Origin of the sequence: Mesorhizobium loti, from assembly GCF_013170705.1 — a bacterium.
GTDB classification, from domain to species: Bacteria; Pseudomonadota; Alphaproteobacteria; order Rhizobiales; family Rhizobiaceae; genus Mesorhizobium; species Mesorhizobium loti_D.
In genome coordinates, this window is the sequence record NZ_CP033334.1 from 1,370,721 (window position 1) to 1,390,875 (window position 20,155).

Sequence of the window (20,155 nt, forward strand, 5' to 3'; positions counted from 1 at the left end):
GAGTCGTCAGCCCAGTTCGACCCATACGGGCAGGTGGTCCGAACCCGCTGCTTTCCGGTCGACCCACAGGCGCTGCAGCGAACGGGCAAGCGAGGCGCTGGTGAAGACATAGTCGATGCGCTTGTGACGGCTGGCATTGGCAGGGTCCTTGGGGTCGACCCAGCTGACGAGATCGGCGCCGGCGACATCAAGGCGCACGGCGGCGTCGACCGCGAAGTCGGCGGTCAGCGGCATGCCGAATTCATGGTCCGGCCGGCCGGCGAGTTCGACATATTCGGGCGAGGCGGCCAGCATGTTGAAATCGCCCATGGCCACAAAGGCCTCCGGATGCGGCAGTTCCGGCAGGCCGATCTCGGCGACGCCGGACAGCGCGCCGCCTTCGAGCGCGTAGTTCAACAGGCGCCGGCGCAGGAACTGGATCTGGCTGGCGCGCTCCACAGGGCTGCGATGATCGAGATGGATGGAATAGAAACGGATGAAACCAAGCGACGTCTCGATCAGTGCCTCCAGCGCGCCGCGCTGGAAGTTCATCATCTCGAAGCTGCGGCTGCGCGGCAAAAGCAGGTTGCGCGACAGATGAATGGGCGTCTTGGACAGCACCATGTTGCCGAGCTGGAAGGTCGTGGTGATGGCGCGGCCGTTTTCGACGCGCGAACCGATATTGGCCTCGAAATTGCTGCCATAGACGGCGAAATAGTCGGGCAGCGCCTCGCCGATCTCGGTGACCATGTCGCGGCTGCCGTTCCTGGGGTTGTTGCGGGTGACCTCCTGCAGCGCGATCACGTCGGCGCCGCGCACCGCGTCGGCAATACGCGCGACATCGTAGTGCCCATCAAGACCGATGCCGTACTGGATGTTGTAGGTTACAAGCTTCATACCGACATCTCTCCGACCGACCCCACACGGCCATCGTCACAAAACGGTCTCGCCCTTCGCCGCGCCTTGGTTTAGAGCAAGGCCCAAGGTTTAGAGCAATGCCGCAAGGCCAATAAAAGAAACTGCGATCCCATGAAATTTCTCGATCAAGCCAAGGTCTATGTCCGCTCCGGTGACGGGGGCGCCGGCTCGGTGTCGTTCCGGCGCGAGAAGTTCATCGAGTTCGGCGGGCCGGACGGCGGCGACGGCGGCCGTGGCGGCGATGTCTGGCTCGAAGCGGTCGACGGGCTGAACACGCTGATCGACTACCGCTACCAGCAGCATTTCAAGGCCAAGACCGGCGTCCACGGCATGGGCCGCAACATGACCGGCGCCAAGGGCGCCGACGTCACGCTGAAAGTGCCGGCCGGAACCCAGGTTTTCGAGGAAGACAATGAGACGCTGATCTGCGACCTGACCGTGGTCGGCCAGCGCTTCCTGCTTGCCAAGGGCGGCAATGGCGGCTTCGGCAACCAGCATTTCAAGACCTCGACCAACCAGGCGCCGCGCCGCGCCAATCCCGGCCTGCCGGGTGAGGAACTCAACATCTGGCTGCGGCTGAAGCTGATCGCCGATGCCGGGCTGGTCGGGCTGCCCAATGCCGGCAAGTCGACATTTCTCGCGGCCGTCACCGCGGCCAAGCCGAAGATCGCCGATTATCCCTTCACGACGCTGCATCCCGGCCTCGGGGTCGCGCGCATCGACGCGCGCGAATTCGTCATCGCCGACATTCCGGGCCTTATCGAAGGCGCGCATGAGGGCGTCGGCATCGGCGACCGTTTCCTCGGCCATGTCGAGCGCACGCGCGTGCTGCTGCATCTGGTCTCGGCGCAGGAGGAAAATCCGGGCAAGGCCTACAAGACCGTGCGCGCCGAATTGGAGGCCTATGGCCAGGGGCTGACCGACAAGGTCGAGATCCTGGCGCTCAGCCAGGTCGACACGCTCGATGCGGATGGGCGCAAGAAGAAGATCGCCTCGCTGAAGCGCGCCGCCGGCCGCGCGCCGATGCTTCTGTCCGCCGTCACCGGCGAAGGTGTCGAGGCTGTGCTGCGGGCGCTGATGACCGTGATTGCCGAGGCGCGCGCGGAGGCCGCGCCCGTGGTCGAGACGCGCTGGGAAAAGTAGTGCCATGCAGTCGCTGAAAAAATACCGGCGCATCACCGTCAAGATCGGCTCGGCGTTGCTGGTCGACCGCGCGAGCGGCCTGAAGCGCGACTGGCTGGCTTCGCTCGCCGACGACATCGCCGTGCTCGCCGAGGGCGGCGCCGAAATCCTCGTCGTGTCGTCCGGTGCCATCGCGCTTGGCCGCACCATCCTTGGCCTTGGCAAGCGCGCGCTGAAGCTCGAAGAGAGCCAGGCGGCTGCCGCCGTCGGCCAGATCGCGCTCGCCGGCGCCTGGTCGGATGCGCTCGGCAAGGGCGCCCTGAGATCGGGCCAGATTCTCTTGACCCTTGGCGACACCGAGGAACGCCGGCGCTATCTCAACGCGCGGGCGACGATCTCGACGCTGCTCAAGATGAAGGCGGTGCCGGTCATCAACGAGAACGACACGGTCGCCACCTCCGAAATCCGCTATGGCGACAATGACCGGCTGGCCGCGCGTGTCGCGACGATGATGGGCGCCGATCTTTTGGTGCTGCTCTCCGACATTGACGGCCTCTACACCGCACCGCCGGCGCGCGATCCCCAGGCCAAATTCATTCCGGTGGTCGACCGCATCACGCCAGATATCGAGGCGATGGCGGGAGCGGCCGCGTCCGAGCTGTCGCGCGGCGGCATGCGCACCAAGCTCGACGCCGGCAAGATCGCCACCGCCGCCGGCACCGCCATGATCATCACTTCGGGCACGCGGCTGTCGCCGCTGATGGCGATCGAGCGCGGCGAGCGCGCGACCTTCTTCCGGCCCAGCGCCAATCCGGTCAAGGGCTACAAGACCTGGATCGCCGGCCAGCTCGAACCGGCCGGCCGGCTGACGGTCGATGCCGGCGCCGTTGGCGCGCTCACATCGGGCAAATCGCTGCTGCCTGCCGGCGTCAAGCTGGTCAGCGGCAATTTTTCGCGCGGCGACACGGTGGCGATCCTGTCGCCCGAGGGCCGCGAGATCGCGCGCGGCCTGGTTGCCTACGATGCCGCCGATGCCGTAAGGATCGCTGGCCTGAAGACGGCCGAGATCGAAACCGTGCTCGGTTACGAAGCGCGTTCGGCGATGATCCACCGCGACGACCTCGTGGTGAGTCACGCCGGGGGCGATATAAGCGGAGGATGAGCCATGCTGAAGCTGCATGAAAAATCCGGGGACGATACCGTGGCGCTGATGGCCGATATCGGCCGCCGCGCCCGCGCCGCCGCCCGACCGCTGGCCATAGCGACCACCGCCGCCAAGAATGCCGCGCTCCTTGCCATGGCGGACGCGCTCCTTGCCCGGGAACAGGACATTCTCGACGCCAACGCCATCGATGTGTCGAATGGCGAGGAATCGGGGCTGTCGGCATCCTTCATGGATCGGCTGAAGCTCAATCCGGCGCGCATCCGCGCCATGGCGGATGGCATCCGCGAGATCGCCGCGCTGCGCGATCCCGTCGGAGACGTCATCGCCGAGTGGGACCGACCGAACGGCCTTCATATCGAGCGCGTGCGCACGCCGCTGGGTGTCGTCGGCGTCATCTATGAGAGTCGGCCCAACGTCACGGCCGATGCCGGTGCGCTCTGTCTCAAGGCCGGCAATCCGGTAATCCTGCGCGGCGGCTCGGATTCGCTCAATTCGTCCGCCGCCATCCATGCCCGCCTGGTCGACGGCCTGAAGGCCGCCGGCCTGCCTGAAGATGCCATCCAGCTGGTGCCGACTACCGATCGCGCCGCTGTCGGGGAGATGCTCAAGGGGCTTGGCGGTACGCTCGACGTCATCATCCCGCGCGGCGGCAAAAGCCTTGTCGGGCGGGTGCAGAACGAGGCGCGCGTGCCGGTCTTTGCCCATCTCGAAGGCATCTGCCACCTCTACATCGACCGCTCGGCCGATCTCGACATGGCGCTGAAGATCGCCGTCAACGCCAAGATGCGGCGCACCGGAGTCTGTGGCGCGGCCGAGACGCTGCTGGTCGACCGCGCGGTGGTATCAACCCATCTGGTGCCGATCCTCGACGCGCTCCGCGCCGCCGGCTGCGAGATCCACGCCGATGCGGAGGTGCTGAAAGTGTTTTTCGACGCCAAGCCGGCGACCGATGCCGATTGGGTGACGGAATATCTCGACGCCATCATCGCGGTGAAGCTGGTCGATGGTATCGGTGGTGCCATCGAGCACATCGAGACCTTCTCCTCGCATCACACCGAGGCGATCATCGCCGAGGATGCGAAGGCGGTGGAGCGGTTCTTCAAAGAGATCGATTCGGCCATCCTGCTGCACAATGCCTCGACGCAATTCGCCGATGGCGGCGAGTTCGGCATGGGCGCCGAGATCGGCATCGCCACCGGAAAGATGCATGCGCGCGGGCCGGTCGGCGTCGAGCAGCTGACCTCGTTCAAATACCGCGTGCGCGGGTCGGGACAGGTGAGGCCTTGAGCGCTGGTCTTACCCTCCCCCTTGTGGAGGGGGTGGCGAGCCGGCTGGGGGGACGACGCTGAATTCCACGATACCCCCACCCCGCTCCGCTTCGCGGATCGACCGACCTGGGCAAGCCACGGGTCCTGCCCGTCTTGTGGACCCCCACAAGGGGGAGGGTGAGAACGCCGTCCCTTCCCGCTACTTGAAAATGCCGCACGCCGAAAAAGGGCTGGCCGTCGGCCTGTTCGGCGGCTCGTTCAACCCGCCGCATGCGGGCCATGCACTGGTCGCCGAAATTGCGCTCAGGCGCCTGGCGCTCGACCAGTTATGGTGGATGGTCACGCCAGGCAATCCGTTGAAGAGCACGCGCGAGCTGGCGCCGCTGACCGAACGGCTACACCTGTCGGAGCGGATCGCCAAGAACCCGAAAATCAAGGTCACCGCCTTCGAGGCGGCGCATCATGTGCGCTATACCGCCGACACGCTGGCCCTGGTCAAGGCGCGCAATCCCGGCGTCGATTTCGTCTGGATCATGGGCGCGGACAGTTTGCGCGACTTCCACCGCTGGCAGCGCTGGCGCGAAATCGTGCTCACCTTCCCGATCGCGGTCATCGACCGCCCGGGCGCGACGCTGTCGTTCCTGTCGTCGGTCGTCGCCAAGACCTTCGACTATGCCCGCATCGATGAAGGCGACGCGCCGCGGCTCGCCCGCATGAAGGCGCCGGCCTGGACCTTCATCCACGGCCCGCGCTCGTCGCTGTCGTCGAGCGCGATCCGGAAGATGGCAAAGGGGTGATCGGCCCAGCATCACCGGCAGCGCTCAACAGTAAGTGAACGGTCCGGCAGCGTTCACTGCTATCCCAACCTGATATTGACGGGCAACGGTGCCTCTGTCATCAAAGACGAGTTCTTCGGCGATACAGTTGATTGCGTGCGAGCGCTGCCTACATCAATTTTTACCTCTTTTCGGCGGGGGGTTGTTGTGAGAATTAGTTTCGGCAACAGGTATGGGGGCTTGGCGCACGGGTTGGACTGCCCTTGTCATAGTCCGCTTGCACTCAACCTCTTCGATCGATTGAACAGAGACATTTCACGCCGCTCTGTTCTTGCCGGTATCGCCGGGATGTTCGGTGTTTCGGCGCTTGGCCTTGCATCCCCATCCTTCGCGCAGGCAGCGGGTAAGCCGATCCTGCTCAGCAATGCCAGGATCTTCGACGGCCAGGCAAGCAAGCTCATCGAAGGCAAGTCTGTCCTTATCGACGGGAAAACGATCAAGGCTCTGCCTGGCGCCAGCGAAACGGTTGCCCATGCCGAGGTTATCGACTGCGCAGGCGGCACGCTGATGCCGGGCATGATAGATGCCCACTGGCATGCCTTGCTTGCCGGTATCTCGCAGGTCGCGGCCATGACGGCCGACGTCCCTTATGTTCATCTCGTCGCCGCACAGGAGGCCGAGCGGACAGTGTTGCGCGGGTTCACGACGGTTCGTGATGTCGGTGGCCCGTCATTCGCTTTGAAGCGCGCCATCGATGAAGGGCGATTGGTGGGTCCCCGCATCTATCCTTCCGGCGCCATGATCTCGCAAACTTCGGGGCATGGCGACTTCCGCATGCGCACGGATTTGCCGCGCACTCCGCAAAGCAACGCAAGCCTGGCGGAACAGGCTGGCATCGCCGAGATCGCTGATGGCGAGGCGGAAGTCCTGCGCCGTGTACGCGAGCAGCTCATGCTGGGGGCGAGCCAGATCAAGATCATGGGCGGGGGAGGCGTCGCCTCGCCCTACGACCCGATCGATGCTGTGCAATACACTGAGGCCGAGATGAAGGCTGCGGTATCCGCTGCGGCTGACTGGGGCACCTATGTGTGCATCCATGCCTATACGCCCGCCGCCGTGCAGCGTGCGGTCGCCAGCGGTGTGAAGTCGATCGAGCATGGCCAACTCGCCGACGAGGAGACCGCCAAACGCATAGCCGATGCAGATGCATGGTGGAGCATCCAGCCCTTCCTTGCCGACGAGGATGCCAACACCTACGCCTTGCCGGAACAGCGCGCGCAGCAGCAGACAATCGCCGAAGGTACGGCGCGGGCCGTCGAGCTTGGACGTAAATACAAAATCAACATGGCCCTGGGCACTGATATCCTGTTCAACCCGAAAGGCACCTCGACACAGGGAAAGCAACTCGCCAAGTTCAGCCGGTGGTATGAAAATGTGGATGTGTTGCGGTTGCTGACCAGCGGCAATGCCGAGCTTGCCGGCCTTTCCGGCCCGCGCAATCCTTACCCGGGAAAACTCGGACGCATCGAACCCGGCGCCTATGCCGACATGCTCATCGTCGATGGCAATCCGCTCGAGGACATTTCCCTCATCGCAAATCCGGAACGAACGTTGAAGCTCATCATGAAGGATGGGCGCATCCACAAGAACACGCTGGGGGGATGACCTTGCGAGCAATCCTTGGGATAGGCATGCTTGCCGCCTTCGCCTTCGTTTCCATGGAAGCAAGGGCGGCTGACGTGCTTGCGGGAAGCGCCGACACGACCGCGGATGGCGAAAAGAACTGGGCCCTGCAGGTCACGCCCTATCTCTGGGCGGCGGGCATCAACGGCGACATATCGCCTTTCCGCAGGGCCCCGACCATTGGTGTCGACAAATCATTCTCGGATGTCATGAATGATTTGAACATTGGCGGCTTCATCAATGTATGGGGGCGCTACGACCGCTTCGTCTTCTCCGCCGACGCCATGTATGTCGACACGGCAGACGAGAAAGCAACCGGCCCGCTTCCGCCCCTGCCCCCGCCATTGCCGCAAGTCCCCAGCATCAGCGGCAGCGTGGATACCAAGGAATTCACATCGACACTGCAGGCCGGCTATCGTGTCTATGACAGTCCAGCTTTCACCCTGGATGCGCTGGGCGGTGTTCGCTTCTGGCATATCTCCAACCGGGTGACCGTGCAGGCGGCAGGGTTGTCGGGCAGCTACAAGGAAAGTTTTGGATGGGCTGACCCGGTCGTTGGCGCGCGCGCCTTTCTCAGGATGACGGACAAACTCTCGGCGCAGGTTCAGGCGGATGTCGGCGGCTTCAACGTCGGGTCCAAAACCACCTGGCAGGTGCTGGCAACCGCCAACTACATCATAAACGACCATCTTTCCGTCTCGGGCGGCTACAAGGTACTCAGTGTCGACTACGAGTCCGGCGGTCACGTCTTCGATACTCGATTGTCTGGGCCGGTGCTGGGGGTGACCTGGCGATTCTGATGATCTGGGACCAATCTATGATGCGACCCATCCGATGGATTGTCTGAAGCCCATCGATCATGATCGTGCTCAACGGTGTACGGGCGCGACGCTGTCGTTCCTGTCGTCGGTCGTTCCCAAGACCTTCGACTATGCCCGCATCGATGAAGGCGACGCGCCGCGGCTTGCCCGCATGAAGGCGCCGGCCTGGACCTTCATCCACGGCCCGCGCTCGTCGCTGTCGTCGAGCGCGATCCGGAAGATGGCAAAGGGATAGAGAAGAGCCAGCGTTTCGGCCGCCCGGCCATGTCGCTTTTGCGGCGGCGTTTGTCCAGCCGATCAGCGATGCTGGCCTGACATGGCAGTTCAAACCAAGACCCAACCCGCAGTCGATCCGGAGCATGGCAGCGCGCCCACGCCGCTGATCGCGATTGCCAGCGTCATCGTGTCGATGGCGCTGATCGCCATCGGCAACGGGCTGATGTTCGCCTACATCCCGGTCCGGCTCGGCGTCGAGGGTTTCGATCCGACCTGGGCCGGGCTGATCATAACCGGCCTGTCGGCCGGCGGCCTCGCCGGCTGCATCCTCACCGGACCACTGGTGCGCAGGGTAGGCCATGCCCGGGCCTTCATGGTGTTGTCGGCGCTGATCGCGCTCGCCAATGCCGCCGTCGGCGCAGGGCCGTATCCGGTTTTGTGGATCGCCGCCCGTGCGCTTTACGGCTTTGCCATATGCGGCCTGTTCATCGTCGCGCAGAGCTGGCTGAACGATGCGGTCGCCAATGCCATACGCGGCAGGGTGATGGCTTTTTTCTACGTCGCCTACGTCGCCGGGCTGGGTGTCGGCTATGCGACGCTGGCGCTGGTCGATATCAAAACGGCGGACGCGCCGCTGATCGGCATCGCCTTTACCGCTCTGTCGATCCTGCCCGTCGGCATGACGCGGCTGGCGCAGCCACCCGCTCCTCAGGCGGCCTCGGTGGCGCTGCGCCGCGCCTGGCGGATTTCGCCGGTCGGTGTTGCCGGCATGCTGGCGGTCGGCGGGCTGTCCATGTCGATCGCGGGTTTCGCGCCGATCCATGCGACGGCCAAGGGTTACAGCCAGGCCGATGTGGCGCTGCTGCTTTCGGTGATGCCGCTCGGCACGCTGATCCTGCAGCTTCCCTTCGGCTGGATTTCCGACCGCACCGACCGCCGTTACGTGCTGATCGGAGCGTCCGCGCTAGCTGCGGCGGCGGGTATGTTCGCGCTCGGTTTCGACGGCGGCGCGCTGCCGGCGCTGCTGGTGATCTACGTCTTGTGGGACGGCGCCTCGGAATCGATCTATTCGCTGTCCAGCGCGCATGCCGCCGACCGTGCCGGCAAGGACGACATGGTGGCGCTGTCCAGCTCGCTCTTGTTCGCCTGGTCGCTGGCCGGTTTTGTGGTTCCGGGCATCGTGACGGCGCTGTCGGCGGTCTTCGGCACGCAAGCCTTCATCTATGTGGCAATCGTCACTGCCTGTGCTTTCTGCCTTTTCGTGCTGTTGCGTGTGTTCACCACACAGGCCGTGCCTGCCACTGAGACCGGCAGCTTCGCACCGATGACGGCGCAGGCCCCGCTTCCGGTCGAACTCGCCTATGCGCCGGACGAGCCCGCAGGCCGGGCCAAGGACTGAAGGCTGTTTGTCCCGCCGCAATTGCTTACTGCTTGCGAGCTTCGGGCGCCGGCGCTTCCGGTGGCGGCAGCGGAATGGAGATGCCCTCGCTGTCGAAAGCCTGTTTGGCGCGTTTCGTCATGTCGATGTTCGTGGAGAAATAGTCGACCGCCGAGGTCCAGTAGCGCAAGGTAAGCGAAACGGTCGTATCGCCAAGGCCGGCCACGAAGGCGATCGGCGCCGGTTCGCGACGGATGCGCTTCTCGGCGCCGGCAAGGGCGAGCAATGTCTTCTGGGCGCCGTCGATATCGTTCCACGAGCCGATGCTCAGGCTGATGTCGGCGCGGCGCACGCCATTGCGCGAGAAATTGCGCACCGGCTGATTCCACAGCGTCGAATTGGGCGCCAGGATGTAGAGGCCGTCGGCGGTCCTGAGCCTGGTGGCGAACAGGCCGATTTCCTCGACCGAACCGGCGATGGAACCGACCTCGACGGATTCGCCGATGCGGAACGGCCGCAGCGCCAGGAGCATGATGCCGGCGGCGATGTTCTGCAGCGTACCTTGCAGCGCCAGCCCGATGGCGAGGCCGATGGCGCCGATGGCGGCGATGATCGAGGCGGTCTGCACGCCGAACTGGCCGAGCACCATGATGACGACGAGGATCAGGATGGCGTAGCGGACGATCTTGGAAAAGAAATGCCGCAACGTCGCATCGAAACCGTGGATGTGACCCAGGCCGGCAAAGATCGAACGCTCGGCGAGGCCGGCGACGATGTAGCCGACCACCAGCAGGATGACGGCGCCGATGGCGGAGAAGGAATAGGAGACGATCAGCGTGCTGAGCTGTGCGAGGCCGGCCTGAACGGTGAGGATGGTGTCTTGCGGGTCGATCGGCATGGCGGGATTCCACTTTGTTTTGACGCAATTCCAAACGGAAAACCGCTTCACACTTTTCCTGGAATTGCTTCTGGTCGGTCAGCCGATAACCGCCGCGCGGCGCCTGGGTTCCGATCTTTTTGCCTGCCGCATGGAACAACAGGGCAATCGGCGAGTTCGCATGAGTCGGGCAGCGTCTTGAAACTGCAACGGAACTCTGCCTATCTAAGTGGTGTCACCTGCTTTTGGGGGTGATTTGGTTGTTCTTGCTGCGAAAGGAAATACACTGAGAACAGCACTGCGGAAGAAGGCCGATATCATGCCTTCGCCGGCCGGGATCAGCGTAGACGACGCCGTGTCCCGTGCCATCAAGACAGTCCTTGCCAGTCTGGAAGACTCCAAGGCCGAAAATATTGTCTCAATCGACATTCAGGGGAAATCGAGCCTCGGCGACTATATGGTTGTCGCGTCGGGCCGATCGCACCGTCATGTCTCGGCTGTCGCCGACCATCTCCTCAAGGCGCTCAAGGATGCCGGCCTCGGCACGGCGCGCGTCGAGGGGCTCTCCGGCGCCGACTGGGTCCTGATCGATTCGGGCGATATCATCGTCCACGTCTTCCGCCCCGAAGTCCGCGAATTCTACAATCTCGAAAAGATGTGGCAGGCGCCGGATCTCGAGGAAGAGACCCTTCACTAGGCTGCTTGTGCCGTTGCCCGGAAGTCGGATTTCGCCTTTGGGTGACATGCATTAACGGCTTATAGAGGCGGGATGAAGATTTCAGTTCATGCCGTGGGCCGAATGAAAGCCGGCCCCGAGAGGGAATTGGCCGACCGCTATTTCGAGCGCTTCGCCAAGAGCGGGCCGGCGGTCGGGCTCGAATTCTCCGGGGTCACCGAGATTGCCGAGGGCCGCGCGCAAAGCGCCAGCGAACGCCAGCGTGACGAGAGCTCGAGGCTGCAGGCGCAGTTGCAGCAGGGCACGGCCCTTATCCTGCTCGATGAGCGCGGCAAGAGCCTTTCCTCGCAGGATTTCGCCGATCGTATCGGACAGTTGCGCGATGGCGGGCGCAAGGCGCTGGTGCTCGCCATAGGCGGCGCCGATGGTCACGACCCATCGCTGCGCGGCCAAGCCGATCTGGTGCTGTCGTTCGGTGCGCTGACCTGGCCGCATCAGCTGGTGCGCGTGATGGTGGGGGAGCAGCTCTACAGGGTGGCGACGATCCTGTCAGGCCACCCCTATCACAGATCCTGAAAGCTCCCGGATCGCACCGAATTCCGCCCCAATGCCGCGCGAGACCGGGCTGGGACTATTTTTCCATGTGCATGCCGTTATCCCAGGACAACCGCGCGGTTCTGGGCGACAGGCGTCAACATGGTTGATGGTTCGTTAACGAAGCCGCGGATAGAATCGACCGGGAATGTCTGAAGGCTGGAAATCGACACCGGGCTCAACAAGGGGCTCATCAACCGGGCGCTTCTGGCGCGCGCGTTGCGGCGTCGCGGCGGCTGCGATCCTTTTGTCGTTCCACGCGGCACGGGCCGAGAACACGCTCGACATGGCGCCCGATCCGGACCAGAGCCGCGCCGAGTACGAACAGGTCTCCAAGGAAATAACGCTGTCGTCGGAACGGCTGGCCAAGCTCGCCGCCGATATCGCCGCGGTCAAGAAGGACCATGCGTCGATCACCGCCGCGCTGATCCAGTCGGCGATGACCGAGCAGAAGCTTGGCCAGGACATCGAGGATATCGGCGCCAAGCTGGAGGGGCTGAAGGGCCAGCAACAGAAGATCCGTGCCTCGCTTGTGGCGCGGCGCGACGTGCTGGCCGAAGTGCTGGGCGCGTTGCAGCGCATGGGCCTCAACCCGCCGCCGGCGATCCTGGTCAAGCCGGAGGACGCGCTGTCGTCGGTGCGCAGCGCCATCCTGCTCGGCGCCGTGGTGCCGGAATTGCGCCAGCAGACCGACAGCCTGCTGGCCGACCTCAAGGAGCAGACCCGGGTGACGGCCTCGATTGAGGCCGAACGGGCGCGGCTGACGGAAGCGGTCGGCGAGCAGGTGGCGGAAAAGAAGCGGCTCGGCATGCTGCTCGAAGCCAAGCAGAAGCTCGAGGCCGATACGCAGGCGCAAATGGCGGCCGAACGGCAGCGTTCAGAGCAACTGGCGGCCAAGGCCTCCAGCCTGAAGGACCTGATCGCCTCGCTCGAAGCGCAGGCCGACAAGACCCGCAAGGCCGCTGATGCCGCCAAGGCTGCCGCCGCGGGCCAGGCGGGTGACGATCAGACTGGCGGCGACACAACGGCATCGCTGGCGGCAATCCCTGTCCCCGAAGGCAACCGGCTCACCGCGACGGCTCCGTTCTCGGCGCTGCAGGGGCAAATCGCGCTGCCGGTCACCGGCCGCATCAAGCGCCGTTTCGGCGCCGATGACGGTAACGGCGCAGTGATGCTTGGCGACATGCTTGCGACACAATCGGGAGCCATCGTTACCGCGCCGGCGGATGGGAATGTGCTTTATGCGGGGCCGTTTCGCTCCTATGGTCAACTCTTGATCCTCAATGCCGGCGACGGTTATCATGTCGTTCTGGCGGGGATGAGCAGAATCAGCGTCGTGACTGGCCAGTCGGTGCTCGCAGGAGAGCCGGTCGGCGCGATGGGAGAGGCCCGGGTGGCAAGCACCTCGGTTTCGAAGAATGTAAATGCCACGCCGGAACTCTATGTCGAGTTCCGCAAGGATGGAAAACCCGTCGATCCGGCCCCATGGTGGGCGGACCGTTTTTCTGGAAGGACGTGAAATGATGCGGAAACTGTCGCTTCTGTTTGCCGGTGCGCTGATGGGCGCGTCCGCCATGAGCCTTGTCTATGGTGCTCCTGGCTCGTCGGCGAACGCTGCGGGATCGGAGACCTACAAGCAGCTGGCGATCTTCGGCGACATCTTCGAGCGGGTCCGGGCGCAATATGTCACGCCGCCCGACGACAAGTCGCTGGTCGAGAACGCCATCAACGGCATGCTTTCCTCGCTCGATCCGCACTCTTCGTACATGAACGCTGAACAGGCGCAGGATATGCGCGTGCAGACCAAGGGCGAGTTCGGCGGCCTCGGCATCGAGGTCACCATGGAGAACGACCTGGTCAAGGTGATCACGCCGATCGACGACACACCTGCCGCCAAGGCCGGCGTGCTGGCAGGTGACTACATCGCCAAGATCGACGGCGAAGAGGTCCGCGGCCTGACGCTCAACGACGCGGTCGACAAGATGCGCGGCCTGGTCAACACGCCGATCAAGCTCACCATCCTGCGCCAGGGCGCCGACAAGCCGATCGAGTTGACGGTGGTGCGCGACATCATCAAGGTCAAGGCGGTCAAGTTCCGTGTCGAGAACGACATCGGCTACATGAAGATCACCTCCTTCACCGAAAAGACCTATGACGACCTCGAGAACGCCATCGAGACCATCAAGAAGCAGGTGCCGGACGACAAGCTGAAGGGCTATGTGCTCGACTTGCGCCTCAATCCGGGTGGTCTGCTCGACCAGGCGGTGAGCGTGTCCGACGCCTTCCTGAAGCGCGGCGAGATCGTCTCGACGCGCGGGCGCGATCCCAAGGACGTCACCCGCTTCGACGCCAAGCCGAAGCAGACCGACGACATCAACGGCAAGCCGATGATCGTGCTCGTCAATGGCGGCTCGGCCAGCGCTTCCGAAATCGTTGCCGGCGCGCTGCAGGATCTGCGCCGCGTCACCGTGGTCGGCACGCAGTCCTTCGGCAAGGGTTCGGTGCAGACCATCATTCCGCTCGGCGAGAATGGCGCGCTCCGGCTGACGACGGCGCTCTATTACACGCCGTCGGGCAAGTCGATCCAGGGCAAGGGCATCACGCCCGACATCAAGGTCGACCAGCCTCTGCCGCCGGAACTGCAGGGCAGGGACCTGACGCGCGGCGAGTCCGATCTCAAGGGCCATATCAAGGGCGCCGACGAGAGCTCGACGGGATCGGGCTCGGCAGCCTATGTGCCGCCGGATCCGAAGGACGATCTGCAGCTGATCTTCGCCGAGCAGCTGCTGCGCGGCGAGAAGACCGATCCGGCCTTCCCGCCCAATCCGGAAAAGGCCGTGCTCAACCAGTAAAATTCACGGCCAGCAACAGTCTGGCCGCCTGAACGAAGCAATGCGATGCTGCCGGGGCCGAAAGGTTCCGGCAGTTTGATTCGGGGGCAAGGCAAGGCCTCCAGATATGGCGCCAGGGGTGCGCCGGGGTTGATGAATTTGCGCATGTCCTGCCGAAGGGTCGCCTTCGGAACCGTGCGCTCCGGGGACAAGGCTTGGCTGATATCGGCAAGGACATCGAACGCCCGCTTGGACAGACCGTCCGGGTGCCGCGCGCCGCCGGCAAGGTCAGCCCGGGCATTGTCGCTGCGAGCGTTGTCGTATTGGCGGTGGTCGGCGTTTCAGCCGCGATCGCGCTCCGGGAAAAGCCGTTTCGCAAGCCGCAAGAGGTCGCCGTTTCGACGCCGAAAGTGACGGCGCCCGAGCCTGCCGCCGCGCCATCCGCTTTGGCCCCGGTCGCGGCGCCAAAGGTCGAAACGCCAGCCAAGACCGGTGGTCCGCAGATCATCCATGTGCAGAAGCAGGAGGGCGATGGTCCTCCGCAGGCGGCCATCGTCATTCGCGACCCGTCGAGTATCGGGCAGAACCTGAAGATCGCGCATCTTCCCGACAAGGCGCTGATCGAAGCCAGCGATAGCGGACCCTTGCCGATACGCTCCGCAGACGGAAGGCGGCCGTTCGATGTCTATGCGCGGCCATGGTCCGGTGCGCGCGGTGCGCGGGTGGCGATCGTCATTGGCGGGCTTGCCGTCTCCCAGACCGGCACCCAGGCGGCGATCGCCAAGCTGCCCCCTGAAGTGACGCTGGCCTTCGCGCCGCAGGGCAACAGCATTGGCCGCTGGATGCAGGCCGCCCGACAGGGCGGCCACGAGATCGTCATGCAGGTGCCGCTCGAACCGTTCGACTATCCCAACGTCAACCCCGGCCGCAACACGCTGACGGTGGCGGCGAGTGCCGAAGACAATCTCAAGAACCTGCACTGGGCGCTGTCGCGAACGACGAACTATACCGGCGTCATGAACTATATGGGCGCCCGTTTCTCCGCCGATCCGGCGGCGATGGAGCCGTTCATGGCCGAACTCGGCAAACGGGGGCTTGCCTATGTCGACGATGGCTCGTCGGCGCGCAGCCTGGCGCCCGACCTGGCGCTGAAGGATGGCGTGCCCTTCGTCGCTGGCGACACGGCGATCGATGCGGTGCAGGATCGCGGCGCCATCCTGAAGAAACTGGACAGTCTCGAAGCCACCGCGCGGGCCAAGGGCACCGCCGTCGGCATCGGCTCGGCCTTCGACCTGACCGTCGACACCGTTGCGTCCTGGATTGCCGAGGCCAGGAAGCGCGGCATCGAGATCGTGCCGATTTCGGCGGTGGCCATAGACCCGCAAAAAGGCTAGCCACGCCTGGCCGCGAACCGCTCGGAGGACAGATAATGGCAAAGACGAAAAAGGTCGACCGCGAAGCGCTGCCTTATCGTCCCTGTGTCGGGCTGATGATCCTCAATGGCGAAGGCCTGGTCTGGGTCGGGCATCGTATTGTCGAACCCGACAGCGAATTCGCAGGCGCGACGCAGCTCTGGCAGATGCCGCAAGGCGGCATCGACAAGGGCGAGGAGCCGCTGCAGGCCGCGGAGCGGGAGCTCTATGAGGAAACCGGCATGCGCGGCGTCTCGCTGCTCGCCGAGGCTCCGGACTGGATCAACTACGATCTGCCGGACCATCTGGTCGGCATTGCCCTGAAAGGGCGGTATCGCGGCCAGACGCAGAAATGGTTCGCCTTCCGCTTTCATGGCGATAGCGACGAAATCCAGATCAATCCGCCGCCTGGTGGCCACACCGCCGAATTCGACAAATGGTCGTGGCGGCCGATGCGGGACCTGCCCGACCTGATCGTGCCGTTCAAGCGCAAGGTCTATGAAGACGTGGTGGCGGCGTTCCGGCACCTCGTGCCGTAGCTGGACGACCGGCGGCCATGGTTCGAAGGGCCGCAGTTGCCGCGCCGGCCCAGCGGTCCTATTGATGCTTATCCGCCACAAGGAGGGTCGCCATGAACGACGCCCCTACAAAATTGCTGCCCGAGGACGTTGTTGCCATAAGTGAAGCGGCGGCCGGAGCAATCCTGACCATCGATCTCGATGCGATCCGCGAAAACTACCGGCGACTGAAGACAAGGCTGGGCAGCGTGCGCTGCGCCGGCGTGGCCAAGGCCGACGCCTATGGTCTCGGTGCCGCGCAGGTGGCATCGGCCTTGATGAAAGAAGGCTGCGACGTCTTCTTCGTCGCGCTGCTGGCCGAAGGCATCGCGCTGCGCGAGGTGGTTGGGAGCGAACCGGAAATCTACGTGCTGAATGGACTGCCGCCGGGTTCCGAGCCGGAAGCCGTGGCGGCCGGCCTGTGCGCGGTGATCAACAGCGGTGCGCAGTTGAAGGCCTGGAGCGCGGCCGCGCGTGACGCCAGGCGCCGGCTTCCGGCCGCCATCCAGGTCGACAGCGGCATGTCGCGGCTTGGCATGGCGCCAGCCGAGGTCGAGGCCGTGGCCAAGGATACCGGCGCGCTCGATGGAATCGATGTCAGATATGTGATGAGCCATCTGGCTTGCGCGGACGAACCGCGCCATCCGGCCAACGAAGAACAGCGGCTGGCTTTCGAGCGGCTGCGCGCCATGCTGCCCGAGGTGCCTGCTTCGCTTGCCAACTCCTCCGGCATCTTTCTTGGTCCGCCCTATCACTATGATCTCGCCCGGCCGGGGGCGGCGCTCTACGGCATCAATCCGACGCCAGGCGCACCCAATCCAATGCTGCCCGTGGTCCGGCTGCAAGCCAAGGTGGCGCAGACGCGCCGGGTCGAAAAAGGCACCGGTATCGGCTACGGACACACTTACTACGCGGACGGCCCGTTGAGCCTGGCGACGATTTCGTTCGGCTATGCGGATGGCTGGCTGCGGCGTTCCGCCTCGGCAGCCTGGTTCGAAGGCATACGCCTGCCTTTCCTCGGGCGCGTGTCTATGGATTCGATCATTCTCGATATTTCCGCAGTGCCGCCCGGCAGGCTGCGCGAGGGTGATCTTGTCGAGCTGCTGGGTCCTTCGCAGAGCGTCGACGATGCCGCCGGCCATGCCGGCACCATCGGCTATGAAATCCTGGCCAGTCTTGGTCCCCGCTTTCACCGGCGCTATGTCGGCGGTTGAGCGGTTTGGCCACGCTTGACAAGCGGGCGCCTGTCGGCAAGGTTCGGGGCATGAGCAACCTCGCTTACATCAGAACCTTGTTCAGGGTCTGCCCGATCGCGGGATCGTAGCCCCGGCGCGGCCGCCTTTTGGCGTCCGTCCGTACCGGGGCATCCATACATCCAAAATCGCCATCAAGCCGTCCAGCCTTTTGCCGCTGGCGGCTTTTCGTAGCGCCGCCAGCGTGGCGGCAGGCGCGCATTCATTCGACGCGCCGATCCATGAGGTTTGCCATGCAACATGCAACAGGACTGCGCCCAAGCAGCCAGATACTGATCAGCAACACCGACCATGACAGGTTGACAGGCCTGGCGAGGGCCTTGCTCGACCGTGCCCCCGAGACGGCCGAGGAACTGCTTTCGGAAATGGACCGGGCCATCATCACGGACGCGGCGACGATGCCGGCCGGGGTGGTGCGCATGGGTTCGATCGTGACGGTCCGCACCGAGGGCGGCGATACCCAGCGCATCACGCTGGTCTATCCCGGCGAAGCCGACATTGCCGAAAACAGGATTTCGGTGCTGACGCCGATGGGAACGGCGCTCATCGGAGCGGCGATCGGGCAGACGGTGTGCTGGAGCAGTCGTGACGGCCGTGAACTGTCGGTGACGATCGAAGCCGTCGACTCGCCGGCCTCCGGCCAGCAGCGGCGCTGATCGTGGAGGCGGTGATGACGAGCACGAATTGCTGCCTGACGACGAAAGACTTCGCTGTCCTCGAAGTCATGCTGGAGCGCCGGCGGGCATTCGCGGATCCGGTCGTGCACATGCTCGAATACAAGCTTTCAAGCGCCGACGTCGTCCCGATCGATTCGGTCGGCCCCGATATCGTCACGCTGAACAGCAGGGTGGTGTTCAGCGTCGACGCCGGTCACGCCGAGACGCGCACCCTGGTGCAGAACGAGGTGCGCGGACCGGTCGGCTCGAGCCTGTCGGTGGCAACCAGGCGAGGGCTCTGCATGCTTGGCATGGCGCAAGGCCAAACGGCTTCGATCGAGCACGCCGATGGCCGGCGGGAGTCGATCCTCATCAAGGCCGTGCTTTACCAGCCGGAGGCTGCCCGGCGCGCGGTCAGGCAGAAAGACCGGGCAGACGGGCAGCGACCGCATGGGCTCACTCTCGTCTATAGCGCCGCAGCCGATTGGCGGCCTCTTGGCGAGACGGCCGGAATGCGGCAGACAGAAGACGACGACCCCGGTCCCTCGGCGGCGTGAATAGGCCACAGCGCATGGTTCTCGAAAATCGGCATCGATTTTCACCTGGGATCATGCGCAAATCGAGAAATGCGGTCGCGACCACGGGCGTCTTGGGGACGCGCGGCGCGCAAGGAGTGAACGATGAAGATCATGGTGCTGGGCAGTGGCGTCATCGGGGTGACCACGGCCTACTATCTCGCCGAGGCTGGCCATGAGGTGACGGTGATCGATCGCCAGAAAGGCCCGGCACTGGAGACCAGCTTTGCCAATGCCGGTGAGATTTCGCCCGGTTATGCCTCGCCCTGGGCCGGCCCCGGCATTCCGCTCAAGGCGATCAAATGGCTGTTGATGAAGCATGGTCCGCTGGTGGTGCGGCCGGCTTTCGATCCGCATATGTGGACCTGGCTGGTCAAGATGCTGCGCAACTGCACGGCCGAGCGCTATGCGGTCAACAAGTCGCGCATGGTGCCGCTGGCCGAATACAGCCGCGACACGCTGAAGGCGCTGCGCGAGGCGACCGGCATCACCTACGACGAGCGGGCCCAGGGCACGCTGCAGCTGTTCCGCACGCAAAAGCAGCTTGATGGCACGGCGGGCGACGTCGATGTGCTGAAGAAATATGGCGTGCCTTACGAAATCCTCGACCCGGAGGGCTGCATCGCGGCGGAACCGGCGCTGGCCGGCGTGCGTGAGAAATTCGTCGGAGGGCTGCGGCTGCCGCATGACGAGACCGGCGACTGCAAGATGTTCACCGACAAATTGACGGAACTATGCGTGGCGCGGGGCGTGAAGTTCGAGTACGACACGACGATATACCGCGTCATCCGCAGCCGTAACCGCATCGCCAACCTCAGCACCAGCAAGGGTTTCAAGGCCTCCGACGCCTATGTGATGGCGCTGGGCAGCTACTCGGCGGGCTTCATGCGTCGCATGAAGCGGTCGATCCCGGTCTATCCGGTCAAGGGCTACTCGATCACCGTGCCGATCAAGGATGCCGACTTGGCGCCTGTGTCGACGGTGATGGACGAAACCTACAAGGTGGCGATCACCCGGCTGGGCGACCGCATCCGCGTCGGCGGCACGGCCGAGATCTCCGGCTTCGACCTCAGGCTGCATGAATCGCGGCGCCGCACGCTCGAACATTCGGTCGGCGATCTCTTTCCAGGCGCCGGCGCCATGCGCGAGGCGACCTTCTGGTGCGGTCTGCGGCCGATGACACCGGATGGGCCACCGCTGATCGGCCGCACCGAGCTTTCCAATCTCTATCTCAACACCGGCCATGGCACGCTCGGCTGGACCATGGCCTGCGGCTCGGCCAAGGTGCTGGCCGACATCATGTCGAACCGGGTTCCCGAGATCGATGCCCGTGCGCTGGCCCAGGAACGCTACCTGAAATAGGAGCGGGCTTCCTTCGGCATGTTGGGTGGATGCAAT

Annotated in this window: 19 protein-coding genes and 1 pseudogene; 18 read left to right on the forward strand and 2 right to left on the reverse strand. The window is 64.4% G+C overall.

Annotation, left to right across the window (positions count from 1 at the left end; genetic code table 11):
- Nucleotides 1-6 precede the first annotated feature (6 nt).
- Complete coding sequence (locus EB815_RS06610) at nt 7-876, reverse strand: endonuclease/exonuclease/phosphatase family protein (RefSeq protein ID WP_056575217.1); 870 nt, start codon at nt 874-876, stop codon at nt 7-9.
- Between the two features lie 132 nt (nt 877-1,008).
- Between EB815_RS06610 and obgE the strand changes: the two genes are divergently transcribed.
- From obgE to EB815_RS06650, 8 genes and pseudogenes are all read left to right on the forward strand, one after another.
- Nucleotides 1,009-2,040: a GTPase ObgE gene (gene obgE, locus EB815_RS06615; RefSeq protein ID WP_056575220.1), complete on the forward strand. Its 1,032-nt coding sequence runs from the start codon at nt 1,009-1,011 to the stop codon at nt 2,038-2,040.
- A 4-nt stretch (nt 2,041-2,044) separates the two neighbouring features.
- Nucleotides 2,045-3,181 (forward strand): glutamate 5-kinase, encoded by a 1,137-nt coding sequence (gene proB / locus EB815_RS06620; protein WP_056575221.1) that lies wholly within the window; start codon nt 2,045-2,047, stop codon nt 3,179-3,181.
- A gap of 3 nt (nt 3,182-3,184) precedes the next feature.
- Entirely contained in the window at nt 3,185-4,471 is a 1,287-nt protein-coding gene (locus tag EB815_RS06625) for a glutamate-5-semialdehyde dehydrogenase (protein ID WP_056575223.1), read from the forward strand.
- 190 nt (nt 4,472-4,661) lie between these two features.
- Nucleotides 4,662-5,249: a nicotinate-nucleotide adenylyltransferase gene (locus tag EB815_RS06630; RefSeq protein ID WP_056575225.1), complete on the forward strand. Its 588-nt coding sequence runs from the start codon at nt 4,662-4,664 to the stop codon at nt 5,247-5,249.
- 75 nt (nt 5,250-5,324) lie between these two features.
- Nucleotides 5,325-6,893: a metal-dependent hydrolase family protein gene (locus EB815_RS06635; RefSeq protein WP_244494123.1), complete on the forward strand. Its 1,569-nt coding sequence runs from the start codon at nt 5,325-5,327 to the stop codon at nt 6,891-6,893.
- Nucleotides 6,894-6,919: 26 nt separating this feature from the next.
- Entirely contained in the window at nt 6,920-7,711 is a 792-nt protein-coding gene (locus EB815_RS06640) for a hypothetical protein (protein WP_056575229.1), read from the forward strand.
- A gap of 82 nt (nt 7,712-7,793) precedes the next feature.
- Nucleotides 7,794-7,967: pseudogene (locus tag EB815_RS06645) on the forward strand (nicotinic acid mononucleotide adenylyltransferase); the annotation flags it as partial.
- Between the two features lie 81 nt (nt 7,968-8,048).
- The gene (locus EB815_RS06650; RefSeq protein WP_056575235.1) at nt 8,049-9,347 is read left to right on the forward strand and encodes an MFS transporter; all 1,299 of its coding nucleotides are present in this window, start codon (nt 8,049-8,051) and stop codon (nt 9,345-9,347) included.
- A 25-nt stretch (nt 9,348-9,372) separates the two neighbouring features.
- On the opposite strand, the gene EB815_RS06655 is transcribed toward EB815_RS06650, so the two are convergent.
- Nucleotides 9,373-10,224, reverse strand: a complete 852-nt coding sequence (locus tag EB815_RS06655; protein ID WP_056575238.1) for a mechanosensitive ion channel family protein — start codon at nt 10,222-10,224, stop codon at nt 9,373-9,375.
- A gap of 298 nt (nt 10,225-10,522) precedes the next feature.
- Between EB815_RS06655 and rsfS the strand changes: the two genes are divergently transcribed.
- The 10 genes from rsfS (at nt 10,523) to EB815_RS06705 (ending at nt 20,119) form a co-directional block, all read left to right on the forward strand.
- Nucleotides 10,523-10,900, forward strand: a complete 378-nt coding sequence (rsfS, locus tag EB815_RS06660) for a ribosome silencing factor (protein ID WP_023766075.1) — start codon at nt 10,523-10,525, stop codon at nt 10,898-10,900.
- Between the two features lie 72 nt (nt 10,901-10,972).
- Nucleotides 10,973-11,455 carry a 23S rRNA (pseudouridine(1915)-N(3))-methyltransferase RlmH gene (rlmH, locus tag EB815_RS06665; protein ID WP_056575241.1) on the forward strand — a complete coding sequence of 161 codons (483 nt, stop codon included), beginning with the start codon at nt 10,973-10,975 and terminating at the stop codon, nt 11,453-11,455.
- Between the two features lie 166 nt (nt 11,456-11,621).
- Nucleotides 11,622-12,992 carry a murein hydrolase activator EnvC family protein gene (locus tag EB815_RS06670; RefSeq protein ID WP_056575244.1) on the forward strand — a complete coding sequence of 457 codons (1,371 nt, stop codon included), beginning with the start codon at nt 11,622-11,624 and terminating at the stop codon, nt 12,990-12,992.
- A gap of 1 nt (nt 12,993) precedes the next feature.
- On the forward strand, nt 12,994-14,325 hold the full coding sequence (locus tag EB815_RS06675) for a S41 family peptidase (protein ID WP_056575247.1): 1,332 nt from the start codon (nt 12,994-12,996) through the stop codon (nt 14,323-14,325).
- A 194-nt stretch (nt 14,326-14,519) separates the two neighbouring features.
- Nucleotides 14,520-15,698 (forward strand): divergent polysaccharide deacetylase family protein, encoded by a 1,179-nt coding sequence (locus tag EB815_RS06680; protein ID WP_056575250.1) that lies wholly within the window; start codon nt 14,520-14,522, stop codon nt 15,696-15,698.
- 35 nt (nt 15,699-15,733) lie between these two features.
- Nucleotides 15,734-16,255: an RNA pyrophosphohydrolase gene (locus EB815_RS06685; protein WP_056575254.1), complete on the forward strand. Its 522-nt coding sequence runs from the start codon at nt 15,734-15,736 to the stop codon at nt 16,253-16,255.
- Between the two features lie 92 nt (nt 16,256-16,347).
- Nucleotides 16,348-17,487 carry an alanine racemase gene (gene alr, locus EB815_RS06690; protein ID WP_056575256.1) on the forward strand — a complete coding sequence of 380 codons (1,140 nt, stop codon included), beginning with the start codon at nt 16,348-16,350 and terminating at the stop codon, nt 17,485-17,487.
- A gap of 272 nt (nt 17,488-17,759) precedes the next feature.
- The gene (gene rnk, locus EB815_RS06695; RefSeq protein WP_056576455.1) at nt 17,760-18,182 is read left to right on the forward strand and encodes a nucleoside diphosphate kinase regulator; all 423 of its coding nucleotides are present in this window, start codon (nt 17,760-17,762) and stop codon (nt 18,180-18,182) included.
- Nucleotides 18,183-18,196: 14 nt separating this feature from the next.
- Nucleotides 18,197-18,739: a hypothetical protein gene (locus EB815_RS06700; RefSeq protein WP_056576458.1), complete on the forward strand. Its 543-nt coding sequence runs from the start codon at nt 18,197-18,199 to the stop codon at nt 18,737-18,739.
- 123 nt (nt 18,740-18,862) lie between these two features.
- Nucleotides 18,863-20,119, forward strand: coding sequence for a D-amino acid dehydrogenase (locus EB815_RS06705; RefSeq protein WP_056575259.1), 1,257 nt, complete (start codon nt 18,863-18,865; stop codon nt 20,117-20,119).
- The last annotated feature ends 36 nt before the right edge of the window (nt 20,120-20,155 follow it).

Coding starts and splice junctions, on each gene's coding strand:
- EB815_RS06650 (WP_056575235.1), top strand. CDS start 8,049: ATGGCAGTTCAAACCAAGACCCAACCCGCAGTCGATCCGGAGCATGGC.
- alr (WP_056575256.1), top strand. CDS start 16,348: ATGAACGACGCCCCTACAAAATTGCTGCCCGAGGACGTTGTTGCCATA.
- EB815_RS06625 (WP_056575223.1), top strand. CDS start 3,185: ATGCTGAAGCTGCATGAAAAATCCGGGGACGATACCGTGGCGCTGATG.
- EB815_RS06640 (WP_056575229.1), top strand. CDS start 6,920: ATGCTTGCCGCCTTCGCCTTCGTTTCCATGGAAGCAAGGGCGGCTGAC.
- EB815_RS06705 (WP_056575259.1), top strand. CDS start 18,863: ATGAAGATCATGGTGCTGGGCAGTGGCGTCATCGGGGTGACCACGGCC.
- EB815_RS06670 (WP_056575244.1), top strand. CDS start 11,622: ATGTCTGAAGGCTGGAAATCGACACCGGGCTCAACAAGGGGCTCATCA.
- rlmH (WP_056575241.1), top strand. CDS start 10,973: ATGAAGATTTCAGTTCATGCCGTGGGCCGAATGAAAGCCGGCCCCGAG.
- rnk (WP_056576455.1), top strand. CDS start 17,760: ATGCAACATGCAACAGGACTGCGCCCAAGCAGCCAGATACTGATCAGC.
- rsfS (WP_023766075.1), top strand. CDS start 10,523: ATGCCTTCGCCGGCCGGGATCAGCGTAGACGACGCCGTGTCCCGTGCC.
- EB815_RS06675 (WP_056575247.1), top strand. CDS start 12,994: ATGATGCGGAAACTGTCGCTTCTGTTTGCCGGTGCGCTGATGGGCGCG.
- EB815_RS06655 (WP_056575238.1), bottom strand. CDS start 10,224: ATGCCGATCGACCCGCAAGACACCATCCTCACCGTTCAGGCCGGCCTC.
- EB815_RS06685 (WP_056575254.1), top strand. CDS start 15,734: ATGGCAAAGACGAAAAAGGTCGACCGCGAAGCGCTGCCTTATCGTCCC.
- EB815_RS06630 (WP_056575225.1), top strand. CDS start 4,662: ATGCCGCACGCCGAAAAAGGGCTGGCCGTCGGCCTGTTCGGCGGCTCG.
- EB815_RS06610 (WP_056575217.1), bottom strand. CDS start 876: ATGAAGCTTGTAACCTACAACATCCAGTACGGCATCGGTCTTGATGGG.
- EB815_RS06700 (WP_056576458.1), top strand. CDS start 18,197: ATGACGAGCACGAATTGCTGCCTGACGACGAAAGACTTCGCTGTCCTC.
- proB (WP_056575221.1), top strand. CDS start 2,045: ATGCAGTCGCTGAAAAAATACCGGCGCATCACCGTCAAGATCGGCTCG.
- obgE (WP_056575220.1), top strand. CDS start 1,009: ATGAAATTTCTCGATCAAGCCAAGGTCTATGTCCGCTCCGGTGACGGG.